Origin of the sequence: Acinetobacter calcoaceticus DSM 30006 = CIP 81.8 (assembly GCF_000368965.1) — a bacterium.
GTDB classification, from domain to species: Bacteria; Pseudomonadota; Gammaproteobacteria; order Pseudomonadales; family Moraxellaceae; genus Acinetobacter; species Acinetobacter calcoaceticus.
This window is the reverse complement of record NZ_KB849780.1, coordinates 2,587,886-2,604,298: the sequence shown is the minus strand read 5'-3', so window position 1 is coordinate 2,604,298 and position 16,413 is coordinate 2,587,886. Positions and strand designations below refer to the sequence as shown.

The window sequence follows — 16,413 nt, the reverse complement described above, 5'->3', positions numbered from 1 at the left end:
GATGAATTAAATAAAAATAAATCAATTTTTCTTATTAATTATTTGCTCTACTATATTTTCATCCACTCTTTGATTAGAGAATTAAGATGAAAAAACCCTTTTACCAATTAAATCAAAGCAAAGATGTTATACGACATTTTACCCCAAATTGGTTTACAGCGACTATGGGTACTGGTGTGGTAAGTATGATTTTAATTCAGCTTCCTTTTGCTCAATCATTTTTATTCATGCTAGCAACCTTGTTATGGCAATTTAATATTGTCCTATTTAGTGTTTTTTCAGGTCTCTATTTATTGCGGTGGTTGCTTTTCCCTCATGAAGCGAAGCAAATATTTAAGCATCCAAACATGAGCTTGTTTTTAGGTGCTATTCCGATGGGGTTAGCTACCATACTAAATGGTTTCTTAAGCTTTGGTGTTGGGCTTTACGGTGAAGTGGCAATCCATATTGCCCAAGCTTTATGGTACATCGATGTCTTTTTAGCTCTAGCAATTGCGTGGATTGTGCCGTTTTGCATGTTTAGCCGTCAGAACCATCAGTTACATACTATGACTGCAATCTGGCTTTTACCTGTGGTTGCCTGTGAAGTAGCAGCAAGTTCTGCGGGCATGTTAGTTGCTCATTTACCAGCAAATTTGCATAGCTTTCATTTATTACTGGCTGGTTACGTACTCTGGGGAATCTCTGTTTTACCTGCGTTCGCTATTTTGACAATTTTAATGTTGCGTATGGCTTTACATCAGTTACCTGAAAAAGAAGTCGCGATTTCTAGCTGGCTCTCTTTAGGCCCAATTGGTACAGGTGCTTTAGGATTATTGTTGCTAGGGCAACAGGCACAAAGAGTGGCGCCAAATGTAGGATTTGACCAATTCGCGAATGTCTTTCAAGCTTTAGGAATTGTGGGCAGTCTAGTGCTTTTAGGTTTCGGGTTATGGTGGCTTGGTCTAGCAATCTTAACAACGCTTCGTCATGCAAAGACAGGTATTCCATTCAACTTAGGTTGGTGGGGGTTAACCTTTCCATTAGGCGTATTTATTCTGGCGCTATTTAATTTAGGACATCAGCTTGAAATTGTATTTTTACAATACGTTGCTGTGGCATTGAGTATTCTATTATTGACGATGTGGGGCGTTGTAATGAAGAAAACGCTAGCAGGAGCATATAGTGGTCAACTGTTCTTTTCTCCATGCTTAATCGCTTTACAACAAAAAATGTAGTAATGATGAAAAGGTGCAAAAAGCTTTTGCACCTGATTTATACTTATTTTCTAATTTTATTTAATTTTGATTTGAGCTTTTTGAATGAACACTGATATTGCTTTAATTATGGCACTTCCTAATGAATCTAAAGGTTTATTTGAGCAGGCAGGTGTTGAAGTCCATTACAGCGGTATTGGTAAGATTAATGCTGCCTTTAAAGCATTTGAGGTTATTCAAAAAACTGGCTGTAAAACTTTAATTAATCTAGGTACAGCTGGAAGCTCTGCGTTTAATCGACATGATTTAGTCGAGGTGAAGACTTTTGTACAACGTGATATGGATGTTTCACCCCTAGGGTTTGAAGTAGGTGTAACGCCGTTAGATGATCACTTGCCAGCTGAAATTCACCTTCAACCACATTTTGCTGATTTGCCAAAGGGGATTTGTGGTACTGGCGATTCATTTGAAACAGGCCAGCCAAAGGTAGCTTGCGATGTGGTGGATATGGAAGGGTATGCTTTAGCCAAAGTCTGCCATAAGTTAGGAGTTCGCTTGATTTCTGTGAAGTATATTACTGATGGAGCAGATGACACTGCACATGTGGATTGGGAAGAGAATTTATTATTAGGTGCCCAAAAACTTTTGGCCCTTTATCAAAATCATTTCTAAAAAAAGATCGGCAAATTTGCCGATCTTTTTTTGGTTTTAACGAGGCAATACGCCGTAGAGCATCAGGTGTACTGTGTGCTCAATTGAGCGTTGGAACATGCTTCGGTTACGAAGAGTTTTTCCAGTCACCATTTCCATTTGTGTTGCAAAATCTGCATAGTTTTGCGTAAGGCCCCAAATGTTTAAAATTAATAATTCTGGATCGATATCTGGTGAAATCTTTCCTTCTTCTTGCCAAGTCTGAATGACTTTAGCTTTACGCTTAAATAGTTTTTTTAATGGTCCTTTGAGAATAGGTAAAATATGCGGAGCGCCTTGAATTATTTCTAATGCAAACAATCTAGATGCTTTCGGTTGGCTACGAGACAGTTCGATTTTTTGTATTAAATAGTGAGATAGGGCTTCGGCTGGTTCTAATTCAGATTCTAATGTTTGTAAGGGAGCCAACCATTTTTGTAAAACAGTTGTGAGCACTTCTACATATAAAGACTCTTTATTTTCGTAGTAATAGAAAATATTCGACTTATGCATGTCGGCGAGTTGGGCAATTTCATCCAGACTTGCGCCAGTGAACCCATAGACCGAAAATACGTCAAGGGCGGCAGCAAGAAGCTGATTGCGCTTTTGGGTACTCTTTTTTTGTTCCATCTGCTGCATAATTAAAAAAATAATATTCCCATTGTAAGGGAAATTGTTTGATTTGTGCACAGGTGTCTTGCTTTTTTAATCAAAAAACGGCTAGTTATTTGCGTAATAGATATACTATTGTGCAAAAAATAAAGAATTTAACTAGTTTATTGTTATTCTTAAAAATATTTTTAAAATTTCGCCCTAAAAAAGAGCAATAAAACAGCAGCTTTATTGCTCGTAAATTGGGCATTTTTCGGTTGAACGGTTCTTATTACTCATTGCGAACCTAAGTTGCCAAAACAGCATCGAGTACTTGTTGCTCAAGTTGGGCAAAACTAATGCTCTTTTTGCGTGGGCGTGGCAAATTAACTTGGAAACTTTGAGCAATCTGACCTTTATCTAATAAGATAATACGGTCAGCTAATTGCACTGCTTCACTTACATCGTGTGTGACCAAAATCGCGGTAAAACCTTGCTCTTTCCACAAACGTTCAATCAAGCTTTGCATCTCAAGACGGGTGAGCGCGTCTAATGCACCCAAAGGTTCATCTAACAACAAAATGCGTGGCGTATGCGACAGTGCGCGTGCTAAAGCTGTACGTTGTCGCTGGCCGCCAGAGAGTTGTGAAGGCCATTGTCCCGATTTTTCTTTTAAACCAACTTTTTCTAGTAATTCTTCAGCTAAAGCATGTTGCGATTTTGGTAGTCCAAGTTGAACATTTTGAAGAATATTTCTCCAAGGAAGTAAACGAGGATCTTGGAACATGACTCGAATATCATCATTGGTAATGCCTTCACGCAAATGGCGAGCAGACTTAAATTTAATTTCTCCAAAACTGGCTTTTTCAAGTTGGGCAATTAAACGTAGTAAGGTGCTTTTACCACAGCCACTTCGACCAACAATTGCTAAAAATTCACCAGGTTGGATGTGTAGGTCAAGATCTTCAAGAACCTTAACCTCGCCATAAAATTTATATAGCTGCTCAATCAGAATCTCTGCGCCTAACGTAGGTTCTTGTGATTCTGTTGGCTCTTCAGGAATGAGCTGCACGTCATTCTGATTAATATTTAAATTCAGATTTGTCATGTTTTAAGCTCCCTTATTTCTGATATCCAGAGTGCCAACGTAGTAAATAGCGCTCTAAAATCTGTGCTAAGACATCTGCCAGTTTGCCTAGTAAGGCGTAAAGAAGAATACCGACCAATACCACATCTGTTTGTAAAAACTCACGTGCATTCATGGTCATATAACCAATACCAGCTTGAGCAGAAATGGTTTCAGCAACAATCAGCAATACCCAAACCAGACCCAAAGCAAAGCGTAAACCGACTAAAATAGAAGGCATCGCACCCGGAAGAATAATTTCTTTGTAGAGCTGCCAACGTGAAAGTCCGTAGCTTTTACCCATCTCAATCAATTGAGGGTCAACTGACCGAATCCCGTGATAGGTATTGATATAAATTGGGAAAAAAACACCTACTGCGACTAAAAATAATTTTGCTGTTTCATCAATACCGAACCACAAGATGACGAGTGGAATAAGTGCTAATGCTGGAATGTTACGAATCATTTGCAAGGTCGTATCGAGTAGGGTAGAGGCAAATCGAGAAGAGCCATTTAGTAAACCCAATAGCAAACCTAGACCACCCCCAATTAAAAGCCCAAGCAAAGCGCGACCTGCACTTACCTTAACGTGATGCCATAATTCTCCGCTAACGAGTAAGTGCCAAAAAGCGGAAATGACTGCCGTGGGTGCCGGCAAAATACGGCTTTCTAAAAGACCAGAACTCGATGCAATTTGCCAGACAATCAATAGGATTATCGGGAAAATCCAAGGCAGCAAATGCTGCCCGATTTGTTTTGTTCCACGTGAAACAATACTTTCATCTTTACTCATGCAGGCTCCTTGACGGAACTATTTTGCTTCTTCTCGTCGGGAACATAGTTGTTGGCAATAATTTCACCGAATGGACCGGTTAAATTTGGCTGAGCAAGTTTGGCACGAGTTTCGATTGGTAATAGAGGGAATACTAATTCTGCAAAACGGATTGACTCTTCAAGATGTGGATAGCCTGAGAAAATAAAGGTATCGATACCTAGGTCAGAATATTCCTGAATACGGGCTGCGACTGTTTCAGGGTCACCTACAAGTGCTGTACCCGCACCACCACGGACTAGGCCAATACCTGCCCAGAGGTTTGGGGACACTTCAAGCTTGTCGCGGTTACCGCCGTGGAGAGCTGCCATACGTTGTTGACCGACAGAGTCCATTTGTGCAAATTTTTTCTGTGCGGCAGCAATGGTCGTATCATCAAGATATTGAATGAGTTCATTAGCTGCTGCCCATGCTTGTTCATTGGTTTCGCGAACAATCACATGCAAGCGAATGCCGTAAGTTAATTTACGGCCTTTAGCTTCAGCTTTGGCGCGAACATGTTCGATCTTTTGTTTAACTGCTGCTGGTGGTTCACCCCAAGTGAGGTAAGTATCGACTTGCTCAGCGGCCAAGTCTACAGCGACGTCTGAAGAACCGCCGAACCAAAGTGGTGGATAAGGCTTTTGAACAGGTGGATAAAGCAGTTTTGCATCATCAACTTGTAAACGCTCGCCGTGGAATGTAAATGCTTCACCTGTATGTGAGCGTGTCAAAATTTCACGCCAGATTTTCACATATTCGTTGGCTGTTTGATAACGCGTTGAGTGATCTTCATATAATCCATCACCGCGTAGTTCAGCTTCATCACCACCAGTCACTAGGTTGAGTAACACGCGACCATTCGACAAACGGTCAAATGTTGCAGCCATACGTGCTGCTAAAGCTGGTGTGGTTACACCCGGACGTAACGCGACTAAAAATTTAAGGTGTTGTGTTGCATCAATCAGGCTAGCCGCTGTAATCCAAGGATCTTCACATGAACGACCCGTTGGAATAAGTACACCTTCATAACCCAAATTATCTACCGCCACAGCAATTTGCTTCATATAGGCATGGTCAACCTGACGAGCGCCTTTACTTGTACCTAAATAGCGACTATCACCGTGGGTAGGAATAAACCAGAAAATTTTCATGTGCATTACCTATATGTCTATTGAAATTACTTGGCAATCCAAACAGCTTGTTTGATGCTGATTGGTTTTGGAATGATGCCTTGTTGGGTAAAAATGTCTGCGAGCTGTTGTTGCTCAGCAATAACTTTGCTGTTGAGTGGCGCTGCCGATGATGGGCGTGGACGACGTTTAATGAATAAGTCACTGGTCGCAGGCTTAAGGCCTGTACTTTGGCCAATGGCACTTGCCGTTTCTGCTTGATGGCTTTGAACCCATTTGTCGGCTTGATTGATTTGTTTGATGAGTCCGGAAACGGCTTTAGGATGTTGTTTAACAAAATCTGGAGCGGCTAAGTAAAACGTATAATTCGGGCTTAAGCCTTTACCTGATGCAAGAACACGGGCTTGATCTTCTAATTGTGCTGAAGCGAAGTAAGGATCCCAAATTGCCCATGCATCAACGGCACCTTTTTGGAATGCAGCACGAGCATCGGCAGGAGTAAGCCAAATTGGAGTAATGTCGCTCCAGTTTAGGCCTGCTTTACGTACGGCTTGTACAAGCAAGTAATGAGAGCTGGAACCTTTTTGCAGCGCAATACGTTTGCCTTTCAGGTCTTTAAGCTGTTTCAGTTGCGAGTTTTTTGGAACTAAAATTGCCGATGCCAGCGGTTTAGCCGCTTCATAAGCAATGTAATATAAAGGCTTGCCAGCTGCTTGTGCGTAGACTGGTGGGGTATCTCCAGTGACTCCAACATCAAGTGAACCGACAGCTAAAGCTTCTAAAATTTGTGGGCCAGCAGGGAACTCATTCCAAGTAACTTTGGCATTTGGAAATTCTTGTTCAAATAATTTTTGCTGTTTGGCAATCACAAAATTAATAGAGCTTTTTTGAAAACCAATACGAAGTTCTTTTACAGTTGGGTCAATTGCCCAAGCTGGTGCTGCAATTGTTAAACCTAATACAGTGACTGCGCTAATACGTTTAACTAACTGGACCCACTGACTCTTATTGAAAAATGACTGATGTTGCATATTGATATCCTTGTTCCCCTTGAGGCAAGGCACAGCATTTATATGGTTATTTAAGCCGTGCCTAAGCTGGGTTTATTTCAGTTTTAAAATGGCGTCTTGAATGGTGAGTTTGTTTGGAATGAGCTTTTGCGCATAAAAGGCATCAGCTACTTGTTGTTGTTCTTGTGCCACCTTGTCTGATATTGGCTGAACTCCAAAACCCATACGTGAAATGGAGGTTTTGAGTACATCAAACTCAAGTGCTGTAGGTTTTTCGAGTAGCTTGGCAGCTTCATCTTGATGTGTGCTGACCCATTCAGTTGTCTGATTAAGTGTCTGTACAACTGTGTTGAGAACTTTCGGATTATTTTCTGCAAACTTACGGTCAGCTAAATAGAACTGATGATTGCTTACCAAATTTTCACCTGTTGCTAAAACTCGTGCCTGAATTTGATGTTCAGCCGCTGCAAAGAATGGGTCCCAAATCACCCATGCATCTACCGCACCTTTTTCAAAGGCCGCACGTGCGTCTGATGGCGGTAAATAAACAGGTTGAATATCACTTAAGCTTAAGTTGTTGGCTTCTAGAACTTTCAATAACAGGTAATGAACATTCGAGCCTTTATTAAGAGCAACACGTTTGCCTTTTAAATCTTGAATAGAGTGAATTGGAGAGTCTTTTTGTACTAATAGCGCTTCTGCTTTTGGGGCAGCGGGTTGGTTTGCGACATAGACTAAATTTGGATTGGCAGCTTGAGCAAAGATTGGGGGAGCTTCACCTGCTTCACCAAGTGAAACACTCCCTACATTTAAGCCTTCAAGCAATTGAGGTCCAGCAGGAAACTCAACCCATTTTACTTGTACGCCTTGATCTTTTAGTACTTTTTCTAGGTCACCACGTGCCTTTAAAATAGGAAGGATGCCATATTTTTGATAGCCAATATTTAAAGTTGTGGTGGCTTGTTCCTCTTTTTTGGCACAACCACTTAGCATCATCACTCCTGCAAGGCTGGCCGCGATGACTGAATATTTTGCCCATGAAGTGGTGTTGAAAAGTGCCATGAGGTTTCGTGCTCCCCGAAAGAGAAAAGAAAAAATAATTGGATGAGCAGATACCCTAAAGGGATTTTTATTTCAGAAAAAATAAGTATTCGGTCTTTATTTATGCAAAAAAAAGCTAAACACAATAGGCTATAAACTTATGCAAAAAAATGATTTATCTAAAAGAAATATGTTTGATGAGTTGCGAGTAAGTTGATGTAAATAAAATGAAAAATATTAAAACATTAAAAAATAGAGATTTAAAAAAAGTACAACCATAAATTAATAGCATTTATGGTTGTACTTTTTTAACTAAGCTTATCTGAAATAAGAATATCTTAAAAAGAGCAAAGGCTAAGCGAGCAGCTTTTTAAAGACTAAAGAATTCCTTTGGTAGTTATAGAGCGCTTGACGAGCATTGGGTAACTCATCAACACTGACTTGATGGAAACCATGTTCTAAAAACCAGTGAGCGGTACGCGTTGTTAAAACGAATAATTGACGAATACCTTGTTCTTTGGCTTTTTCTTCAAGGAATTGCAGAATTTGGCTACCACGGTTTGATTTACGATAACTTGGATGCACGGCAACACAGGCAATTTCTGCAGAACGAGTTTCGTTAAACTCAGTCGGAATTGGATAAAGTGCAGCACACGCTAGAATCATACCGTCGCGTTCAATGACAGCAAACTGGCTGATTTCTTGCTCTAAACGTTCTCGTGAACGATAAACCAAGATGCCTTCTTCTTCTAAAGGGCGTAATAAATTCATTAAACCACCCACATCTTGGATATGGGCTGTGCGAACTTCTTCATAGTGTGCATCGGTAATCATGGTCCCTATACCATCTCGAGTAAATAACTCTTGAAGAAGGGCGCCATCATAGGCATATGAAATAAGATGTACGCGATGTACGCCAGATAAAGACGCTTTTTTGGCTTGTTGCAAATGTAAAGTGAGCGTTGGACTAATGGTTTGGTATTGTTGAATATAGTAGTCGAGCTGATGTGGGCTTAACTCACGTAATATTTGTTCATCCTCATTAAGAAGCCCTTGTTGTTCCCCAAGAAAAATGAGTTTATCTGCTTTTAAATAAGTTGCAGTTTTGGTCGCAACTTCTTCTGCTCTTAAGTTAAATACTTCGCCTGTAGTGGAATAACCTGTTGGCCCCAGTAGCACAATATTATGATTATCGAGGTGTCGATCAATCGCATCGGTATCAATAGAACGAACTTCACCTGTGAGCTGGAAATCCATTCCATCACGAATGCCATAAGGTTTAGCAGTCACAAAATTACCCGATATCACATCTATTCGAGCGCCGTACATTGGAGAGTTCGCTAAGCCCATAGAAAGCAATGCTTCAATTTCTAGGCGAATGGAACCTACGGCACTCATGACACAGCTTAAAGATTCACGTGTAGTAATGCGGCAGTTGTCATAAAAAGGGGTTTCAATTCCTTTTTCTTTAAGATTTTGATTAATTTGCGGACGTGCGCCGTGCACGAGAATTAAGCGAATACCAAGAGAGTGTAATAAAGCAATATCGTGAATGATATGTTCAAAATTAGGATGACGGACTGCTTCACCACCAAACATCAATACAAATGTTTTATCGCGGTGAGCATTAATGTAGGGCGCTGAGTGTCGAAACCAGTGTACATAATGCTGGGTGTTATTATGCGACTTTTCTAAAGACTTGCTTGGCATACCGATCTCGAATCAACAGCAAAAAGATATAGAGACGATTCTAAACAAAAAAGATTAAAGTCGCATGTTTTAGATAAAAAAACACCCAAATCAGAGTTTGGGTGTTTAAAGAATTTTAGAATTAGTGAACAACTCTAATGATTTTGTGGCTTTGTTCATTTACCAGCACATAATTTCCGTTCACTTTGTACCATTTTTGGTAGCGACCCGGTTTAGTTAGTTTCTGATGTTGGCGGTAGTCAATCACATAACGTGAGTGTTGATATTCACGGGGCACAACTTGACCTGCTCGCCAAACATTACGATGGTCGTCTTTTTTAATCACTTTAACTGTTTTTACTTCATGGTTTTGGTAATTGCCATGATGATTATGATCGTTAGGTGCTGCCATTGCTGTTGTTGCAACTAAACTACTGAGTGAAAGAACAATTGCTGTTGTTAGTTTTTTCATTGTAAACCTCAAATAATGAATTAAATTTCAATAACTAAAGATTAGTGAACAATTACAGATAAATCGTGGAGGCTACGAAGAATAAATGTGAAAACTAACGATGAAATAAGAAGAAATTAAGAAAATACGAAGTGTAAGACTATAAAAAAATCTTTTTATTTTTAAAATATATAAGCAATAAAAAAGGATAAAACCATGTGGCTTTATCCTTCTTGATCAGCGATAGCGAGGTTCTATCGCGTTAAAAACCACGAATACTAACAATACTATTAGAATCAGTGTCGACTAAAATATAGTCATTATTGATTTTGTACCATTGTTGACTGCGGCCTGGTTTCGGCAAATTACTGTCTTTATAGTCGACTTTGTAGCCATTACCACGATAGTGCTGTGGCATGACATAGCCAGGCTGCCAACGATGCTGTTTAAGGCGTTCAAAGCCACGTTCCTCGCGCATACGGCGTTCGTCACGGACACGATCTTCATCATGATCACGTCCAAATCCTGGCCCACGATCGTTCCATTCACCGCGTGGTCCTCCACCTTTAGGACCTTTGGGGCCATGGCCTCGGTCAAAAGGAGGATCAGCAAAGCTCGCCATACTTGTAGTGAGTACGGCTATGGAAAGGGTTAAGATTGTGAACAACTTTTTCATGATGCATCCTCGTTTACATCTGATGTCTCTCATGTTGAATACTCTACGCGCAAAATGCAGAGAAACTGTGAAGATCATTTAATGGTTCAATTAAAATTACGGATAGATCAAGAGTTTTTATCAATAATAAAAAAGGCTTGTATATATCTTTTCAGGTATAGGCAAGCCAAATTTGATGATCGGCTGTAATTTTCTTTAGCTTTTCATCTTTAACATTTTAATCCTGTGCATCGATACTTTGACCATTGAGCGCCAAGCTGTCTTCACCCATTAAATAGAGATAAGCAGGCAAGATCGACTCTGGTGTAGGTAGTGTTTTCGGATCTTCTTGTGGATAGGCTTTAGCACGCATTGCAGTACGTGTCGCGCCTGGATTAATGCAGTTAAAGCGGATATTTGGATAAGTATTCTCCGCTGCAAAAATTTTGCTCACCGCTTCAATTGCAATTTTTGAGACAGAATATGCACCCCATAAGGCACGTGCTTCACGGCCTACACCAGAACTGGTAAAGACGACAGAGGCATTTTCTGATTTTTGCAAAAGTGGTAATAACGCTTGAGTCAAAGCAAAAGGGGCGCGCAAGTTAACCGCCATGACATCATCCCAAGTTTCGGTTGGATAATGTGCTAGTTCTACGCGCTCACCTAAAATACCTGCATTATGCAAAATACCGTCTAGACGTCCAAACTGTTTCTCAAGAGTATCGACTAAAAAGTCATAATCACGGTCAGAAGCGCTCGAAAGCTGTAATGGTAAAATTGCTGGTTGCGGTGCACCTAGACTTTCAATTTCATCATAAATAACTTCAAGTTTATTTAAGGTTCTACCATGCAGTACAACGGTTGCGCCATGTAGGGCATAAGTCAGAGCTGCAGCTCGCCCAATTCCATCGCCAGCGCCGGTAATTAAAATGATTCGATCTTTGAGTAGATCCGGACGAGGTTGGTATTCTGAATATTTCATTGGTAAACCTCCTTCTTTTTATATTGATAAAACGAATAACTGTTAAAAAAGCCTATAAAACTCTTATGTTAACTTATCATACGCTGATTTTCCTGTAGAGCAGGAAGCTTTTGACGTAACATATCGTGTAATTCTGTCACCGTATTTACAATCGAATCGGCCTGCCATGCAGCGAGATCATCACGGTGTTCGATTGGTAAATAGCCATATGCAGCCAAAATAGTATACATATTGGCATATCGACCAGCATCAATATCACGTGGGTGGTCGCCGACATAAATAATTTCATTTGCTGGGATATTTAACTGTTTAGCCGCCAAATACATCGGTTCAGGGTCTGGTTTGGTTTTACTGACATCTTCAGGACATACCAAAACCGCACAGCGTTCGGTCAGATTTAACTTTGCTAAAAGAGCTTCACTTAAACCACGAGGTTTATTGGTCACAATACCCCATGGAATTTCTTTAGCTTCTAACTCTTCTAGAAGTGGATACATGCCTTCAAACAGATCTGTATCAACTACAATGTTATTGCCGTAAAGGTCTAAAAAGTTTTGGCGATGTGCCAAGAAAATCGGATTGGTCACATCCAGCTCTGGATAGACCAATTTAACCATCGCACGAGCGCCTTCAGAAACCTGAGTACGAATTAGGTCGGCATCAACAACCGGACGTCTTTCATCACGGCACATTTGCTGAATAATACGAATGAAGTCGGCAGCCGTATCGATAAGAGTACCGTCTAAATCAAATAAAACAGCTTTCATCATGCACCTGTGTTTATTGTGTGAACCATATAATTAACGTCGACATTTGGCGCTAACCAGTAATGTTTGGTAAGCGGGTTGTAGTGCAGTCCAGTCATTTCTTTTAAAGTAAGGCCTGCATTACGAATGTCATGTGCCATTTCAGATGGGCGAATAAATTTATGATAATCATGTGTACCTTTTGGCAACATGCGTAGTACGTATTCTGCACCAATAATGGCAAATAAATAAGATTTTGGGTTGCGGTTAATAGTTGAGAAGAACACATGACCATCCGGTTTAACCAAAGCCTGACAAGCTCTTACAATAGATGCAGGATCTGGAACGTGTTCCATCATTTCCATGCACGTCACCACATCGTATTGACCAGCTTGTTCTTGTGCTAATTCTTCTACAGGAATTTGGCGATATTCAATATTTTGAACATTGTCTTGTTGAGCATGCAAACGGCCTACAGCTAGCGGTGCTTCACCCATATCAATACCGAGTACATCTGCTCCACGACGTGCCATGCTCTCGGCCAAAATGCCGCCACCACAGCCGACATCAAGTACTTTTTTTCCAGCAAGACCACCTACACGCTCATCAATCCAGTTTAAACGTAGTGGATTAATTTGATGAAGTGGGCGAAATTCAGAATGTTGATCCCACCATTTGGCAGCAAGTGCTTCAAACTTTGCGATTTCTTGTAAATCAACATTCAATTGCGACATGGTGCTACCTCTAAACTTGAGTTATCTTTTTGGATGTAGTTCGCCGTTAGTGTAGCGATTATTGGGAAAAAAGCGATAAACCCAATAAAAAACTTCACAGAAGCAAAACGAATTTAGCATATTTGTTTTATATTTAGGGCATAAGCTAATGCATAACAACTTAGAGGAAAAGCTGTAGCAATGAAAAAATTGGTTTTGGGTGGTTTGAGTGCAGCAATTATGGCCGTATCGGGTAGTGTAATGGCAGCAGATTTTGTTGCTGGTAAAGACTACACCGTGATTGCCAATCCAGGCAAAGTGGAAGTTCCGGGGAAAATCGAAGTTCGAGAGTTCTTTTGGTATGGTTGTCCACACTGTTTTAAACTTGAACCACATATGCAAACGTGGTTAAAACAGATTCCTAAAGATGTGCGTTTTGTACGTACACCGGCTGCAATGAATAAAATGTGGGAACAAGGGGCGCGTACATATTATACATCTGAGGCATTAGGTGTACGTAAGCGCACGCATTTACCATTATTCCATGCGATTATGGTGAACGGTCAACAAATTTTTGATCAGGCTTCTGCTGCGAAGTTCTTTACTCGTTACGGTGTTCCTGAGCAGAAATTTAATAGCACTTACAACTCATTTGCTGTGACTGCAAAAGTTGCCGAGTCAAATAAACTTGCTCAACAGTACCAATTAACCGGCGTACCTGCGGTTGTAGTTAATGGTAAATATGTTGTGCAGGGTGAAGATGGTAAAGTCACTCAAGTTCTTAATTATTTAATTGAGAAAGAACGTAAAGCCAAATAAGTTGTTTAGGCTTTACTTCAAAAATGGGCTTCATCTGAAGCCCATTTTTATTCAATTAAAATATATATCGATGTTCAATTTTTTGTTAATTATCACGAAATATTTCAATTAATTTTTTGGGTTTTCATCTTCAATTTGAAAATTTAAAACATCAAAATTAGCAGTTTGGGTTGGTAGCGATAAGGCCTGATTAATATATAAATTAATTAACTTTTGGCGAGAACCAATGGAACGCTGATAATAAGTAGAGTTTAAAAGTAGTGATGCGCCATAAGTCAGTGACCAGATGTAAGACAAATAATCACGAATCGACATATCATAATTTAATGATTTTAAATAATTTTCCGTAATATCTTTAATAGCCAAAATACGCTGTTGGCGGATTTCATAAAGCTCTTCGAAAAGATGCTTCAACTTAGACTCTGTCATCGTCAGATTTTCTTCAAGTTGATGCAATAGAATCGTTTTTCCAGGCGTAAGCAAATGATGAAGCATGTAATGAGGAGCGTATTCTTTGAAATCTGTATTATATTTTTTAGAAATTTCTAAAATTTGCTTTTCATTTTGAATAATTAACTCAAGTAGAAGCTCATTTTTGCTTCTAAAGTGCTTGTAAAGTGTGCCTTTAGCAATATCCAGCTCGGCCACTAACTCATCTAGAGTAATTTCCTGATTGTTTTCTAGTAACAATTTTTCTGCCACGCTTAGAATTTTTTCTTTGCGCATCAAAAACTGTGTATGACGATCAAGATTCATAGGTATTCCCACACCAGTTTGGCCTAACTAATAGTTTACTTCCTGTAAAAAGAAAAAGACTTTTCTCGAAATTTTTAGCCTTTTTCTTTCTCTCTTTACGTATTACCACATAACCTGTTTTTTGTCATTTGCCGCTTTTACCGTTCCCAGTTTGCAATCCCTCTAAAGAGTAAGCGAACTTGTGTAGAGGCATTTTCGATAAAGGCAGTTTGTTGCTGTTTGAGCTGCTCGTCTTGATATTGTTTAGATAGGTTGAGCCACGTCATTGCCCATGTAAATGACATGTTGGTCAAAATAGTAGACAAGACATTTAAGTCTTGAGGTTGTTGAATATGTTTGAAATTTTCGAGTTTCGTAAGATCGGTTGTTAAATCTTCAATTAGAAATTCGATTTCTCTGGCAATTGCTGCACGAACCGTTTCTGAACCTCCCCAACGTTCTGAAATCATAAATTGCCACTGCTTAGGGCTATGATTTACCGCCTGAACAAATAGCTCAATGCTGGTCTGAGTTTTCGTAGATTTATGTTGTAAATAACTTTGACCTAATTGATGTAAAACACTTTTTAAATGTAGCGCGACTTGGTCGACCAGTTCTTTACCAAGTTCATCCATGTCTTGAAAATGACGATAGAACGCTGTCGGCACCAAACCAACTTCACGTGCAACTTCACGCAAACTGATACTACTGAACGAACGCCCAGACGTGCTCAGATGCAAGGCTGCATCAAGGAGTGCCTGACGACTTTGCTGTTTTCGTTCATCCCGTATCGACATTAAAAGAGCCTATTTAAACCGTGAGCCAGAGTCTAACAAAAAAGAGCAAACTTTCATAAAAAAAATAGTGAACAAGTGTTGACTGAGTGAACAGTTATAAATATAGTGTACATATGTTCACTATACGAACATGTGTTCACTCAAATAAATAGCCAGATACAAAAGAGGAACGTATGAACGCAACACTTAGTTATCAGCCACATTTGGTTCGAGAAGATTTCGTTGATTTTGTTTTGCAAAAAATTAACGTGACTTGGGCTTGGAAACGGGTACTTGCAGAAGTTACCGCAGTTCAGTCTCTACATACCGATATGGTGCTTATCAAGCTAAAACCGAATCGTAATTTTAAATTCGATCAGGTATGTGCTGGACAAAGTATTTTATTGACCCTACTTATAGATGGGGTTTACCACCAGCGTAGTTATTCAATTATTGAAGTAACGAATGAAGGTGAAATTTCTTTAGGTATTAAAGTACAGGGCTTAGTGTCTAGTGCAGCTCAACTCTTACATGTGGGAGAGTGCATTGAGATTTCACAGCCACAAGGTGATTTTACTTTGCACCAAGGTCAGCAACCTGCGATTTTAATTGCGTCAGGTAGTGGCATTACTGCAATTTATTCACTTTTGCAGCAAGCTTTGAAACAGCAGCTTAAACAGATTCATGTCATTTACTTTAATCGCGCAGAAATTTTTCATGCTGAATTAAAAGCGTTGGCAGAAAAGCATCCAGAGCTTCAATATCATTTTTTTAATACCACTGAGCAAAAGCAGCATTTAGATGCGAAATTGTTGACGAAACTGGTCCCGAGCTTTAAAGACCTACAAATGTATGCATGTGGTCATCACGGCATGATGCGTCAGGCACAAGATATTTATAAGCAACACGATGTGTTGGAAAACTTCCATCAAGAGTTTTTCATGCCTGTTCAAATCGAACAGTCTAATGAAGCACAACCAATCATATTCCGTCGTTCGCAACAAAACTTTCTTGCCACGACAACGTTATTAAGCAGTGCAGAGCAAGCAGGCTTACGTCCACAGCATGGTTGTCGTATGGGTGTATGCAACCAATGTACGTGTACCAAAGTCAGTGGTGTCACCCAGAATATATTAACAGGTGAAATTGACGATCAACCAAATCGTGCAATTAAGTTATGCGTGAACCAAGCCCTTAGCCCAGTCACGATTGATCTATAAAAACAAACATAAAAGAGATTTGAGGA

At 39.8% G+C, this 16,413-nt stretch carries 18 protein-coding genes; 4 read left to right on the top strand and 14 right to left on the bottom strand.

Translation table 11 applies throughout. The features are described 5' to 3' along the window. The first annotated feature begins 86 nt into the window (after positions 1-86). Complete coding sequence (locus tag F936_RS17175; RefSeq protein ID WP_005049276.1) at positions 87-1,217, top strand: TDT family transporter; 1,131 nt, start codon at positions 87-89, stop codon at positions 1,215-1,217. 84 nt (positions 1,218-1,301) lie between these two features. Next, entirely contained in the window at positions 1,302-1,868 is a 567-nt protein-coding gene (locus tag F936_RS17170) for a 5'-methylthioadenosine/S-adenosylhomocysteine nucleosidase family protein (protein ID WP_003655810.1), read from the top strand. A 36-nt stretch (positions 1,869-1,904) separates the two neighbouring features. On the opposite strand, the gene F936_RS17165 is transcribed toward F936_RS17170, so the two are convergent. The 12 genes from F936_RS17165 to ubiG form a co-directional block, all read right to left on the bottom strand. Continuing rightward, positions 1,905-2,525, bottom strand: coding sequence for a TetR family transcriptional regulator C-terminal domain-containing protein (locus tag F936_RS17165; protein ID WP_003655809.1), 621 nt, complete (start codon positions 2,523-2,525; stop codon positions 1,905-1,907). Between the two features lie 259 nt (positions 2,526-2,784). Next, positions 2,785-3,585, bottom strand: coding sequence for an ABC transporter ATP-binding protein (locus tag F936_RS17160; protein WP_003655806.1), 801 nt, complete (start codon positions 3,583-3,585; stop codon positions 2,785-2,787). A gap of 13 nt (positions 3,586-3,598) precedes the next feature. After that, the gene (gene ssuC / locus F936_RS17155; RefSeq protein WP_003655804.1) at positions 3,599-4,396 is read right to left on the bottom strand and encodes an aliphatic sulfonate ABC transporter permease SsuC; all 798 of its coding nucleotides are present in this window, start codon (positions 4,394-4,396) and stop codon (positions 3,599-3,601) included. After that, the gene (gene ssuD, locus F936_RS17150; RefSeq protein WP_003655801.1) at positions 4,393-5,568 is read right to left on the bottom strand and encodes an FMNH2-dependent alkanesulfonate monooxygenase; all 1,176 of its coding nucleotides are present in this window, start codon (positions 5,566-5,568) and stop codon (positions 4,393-4,395) included. The genes ssuC and ssuD overlap by 4 nt, the downstream gene beginning before the upstream one ends. Positions 5,569-5,594: 26 nt before the next feature. Continuing rightward, positions 5,595-6,578 carry a sulfonate ABC transporter substrate-binding protein gene (locus tag F936_RS17145; RefSeq protein ID WP_005049271.1) on the bottom strand — a complete coding sequence of 328 codons (984 nt, stop codon included), beginning with the start codon at positions 6,576-6,578 and terminating at the stop codon, positions 5,595-5,597. 72 nt (positions 6,579-6,650) lie between these two features. Further along, positions 6,651-7,619 (bottom strand): sulfonate ABC transporter substrate-binding protein, encoded by a 969-nt coding sequence (locus tag F936_RS17140; protein WP_005049269.1) that lies wholly within the window; start codon positions 7,617-7,619, stop codon positions 6,651-6,653. Positions 7,620-7,952: 333 nt separating this feature from the next. After that, positions 7,953-9,308 (bottom strand): amino-acid N-acetyltransferase, encoded by a 1,356-nt coding sequence (gene argA, locus F936_RS17135; RefSeq protein ID WP_004640331.1) that lies wholly within the window; start codon positions 9,306-9,308, stop codon positions 7,953-7,955. Positions 9,309-9,429: 121 nt separating this feature from the next. Continuing rightward, the gene (locus F936_RS17130; RefSeq protein ID WP_003655794.1) at positions 9,430-9,759 is read right to left on the bottom strand and encodes an RcnB family protein; all 330 of its coding nucleotides are present in this window, start codon (positions 9,757-9,759) and stop codon (positions 9,430-9,432) included. 241 nt (positions 9,760-10,000) lie between these two features. Then, positions 10,001-10,414: an RcnB family protein gene (locus F936_RS17125; RefSeq protein WP_004640334.1), complete on the bottom strand. Its 414-nt coding sequence runs from the start codon at positions 10,412-10,414 to the stop codon at positions 10,001-10,003. Between the two features lie 217 nt (positions 10,415-10,631). Further along, positions 10,632-11,378 (bottom strand): YciK family oxidoreductase, encoded by a 747-nt coding sequence (locus tag F936_RS17120; protein WP_005049267.1) that lies wholly within the window; start codon positions 11,376-11,378, stop codon positions 10,632-10,634. 68 nt (positions 11,379-11,446) lie between these two features. Continuing rightward, positions 11,447-12,148, bottom strand: coding sequence for an HAD family hydrolase (locus F936_RS17115; protein WP_080592408.1), 702 nt, complete (start codon positions 12,146-12,148; stop codon positions 11,447-11,449). Further along, positions 12,145-12,858: a bifunctional 2-polyprenyl-6-hydroxyphenol methylase/3-demethylubiquinol 3-O-methyltransferase UbiG gene (gene ubiG, locus F936_RS17110; RefSeq protein WP_005049263.1), complete on the bottom strand. Its 714-nt coding sequence runs from the start codon at positions 12,856-12,858 to the stop codon at positions 12,145-12,147. Before ubiG ends, F936_RS17115 begins: the two co-directional genes overlap by 4 nt. 180 nt (positions 12,859-13,038) lie before the next feature. Between ubiG and F936_RS17105 the strand changes: the two genes are divergently transcribed. Then, positions 13,039-13,656 carry a thiol:disulfide interchange protein DsbA/DsbL gene (locus F936_RS17105; protein ID WP_004640344.1) on the top strand — a complete coding sequence of 206 codons (618 nt, stop codon included), beginning with the start codon at positions 13,039-13,041 and terminating at the stop codon, positions 13,654-13,656. Between the two features lie 108 nt (positions 13,657-13,764). Here the strand turns inward: F936_RS17105 and F936_RS17100 are convergent, their stop codons facing one another. Both F936_RS17100 and F936_RS17095 read right to left on the bottom strand, forming a co-directional pair. Beyond that, positions 13,765-14,412, bottom strand: coding sequence for a TetR/AcrR family transcriptional regulator (locus F936_RS17100; RefSeq protein WP_004640346.1), 648 nt, complete (start codon positions 14,410-14,412; stop codon positions 13,765-13,767). Positions 14,413-14,549: 137 nt separating this feature from the next. Continuing rightward, positions 14,550-15,188: a TetR family transcriptional regulator gene (locus F936_RS17095; protein WP_003655781.1), complete on the bottom strand. Its 639-nt coding sequence runs from the start codon at positions 15,186-15,188 to the stop codon at positions 14,550-14,552. Positions 15,189-15,361: 173 nt separating this feature from the next. Here F936_RS17095 and F936_RS17090 point away from each other — a divergent pair, with 173 nt between their 5' ends. Next, on the top strand, positions 15,362-16,387 hold the full coding sequence (locus F936_RS17090; protein ID WP_005049260.1) for a ferredoxin reductase: 1,026 nt from the start codon (positions 15,362-15,364) through the stop codon (positions 16,385-16,387). The last annotated feature ends 26 nt before the right edge of the window (positions 16,388-16,413 follow it).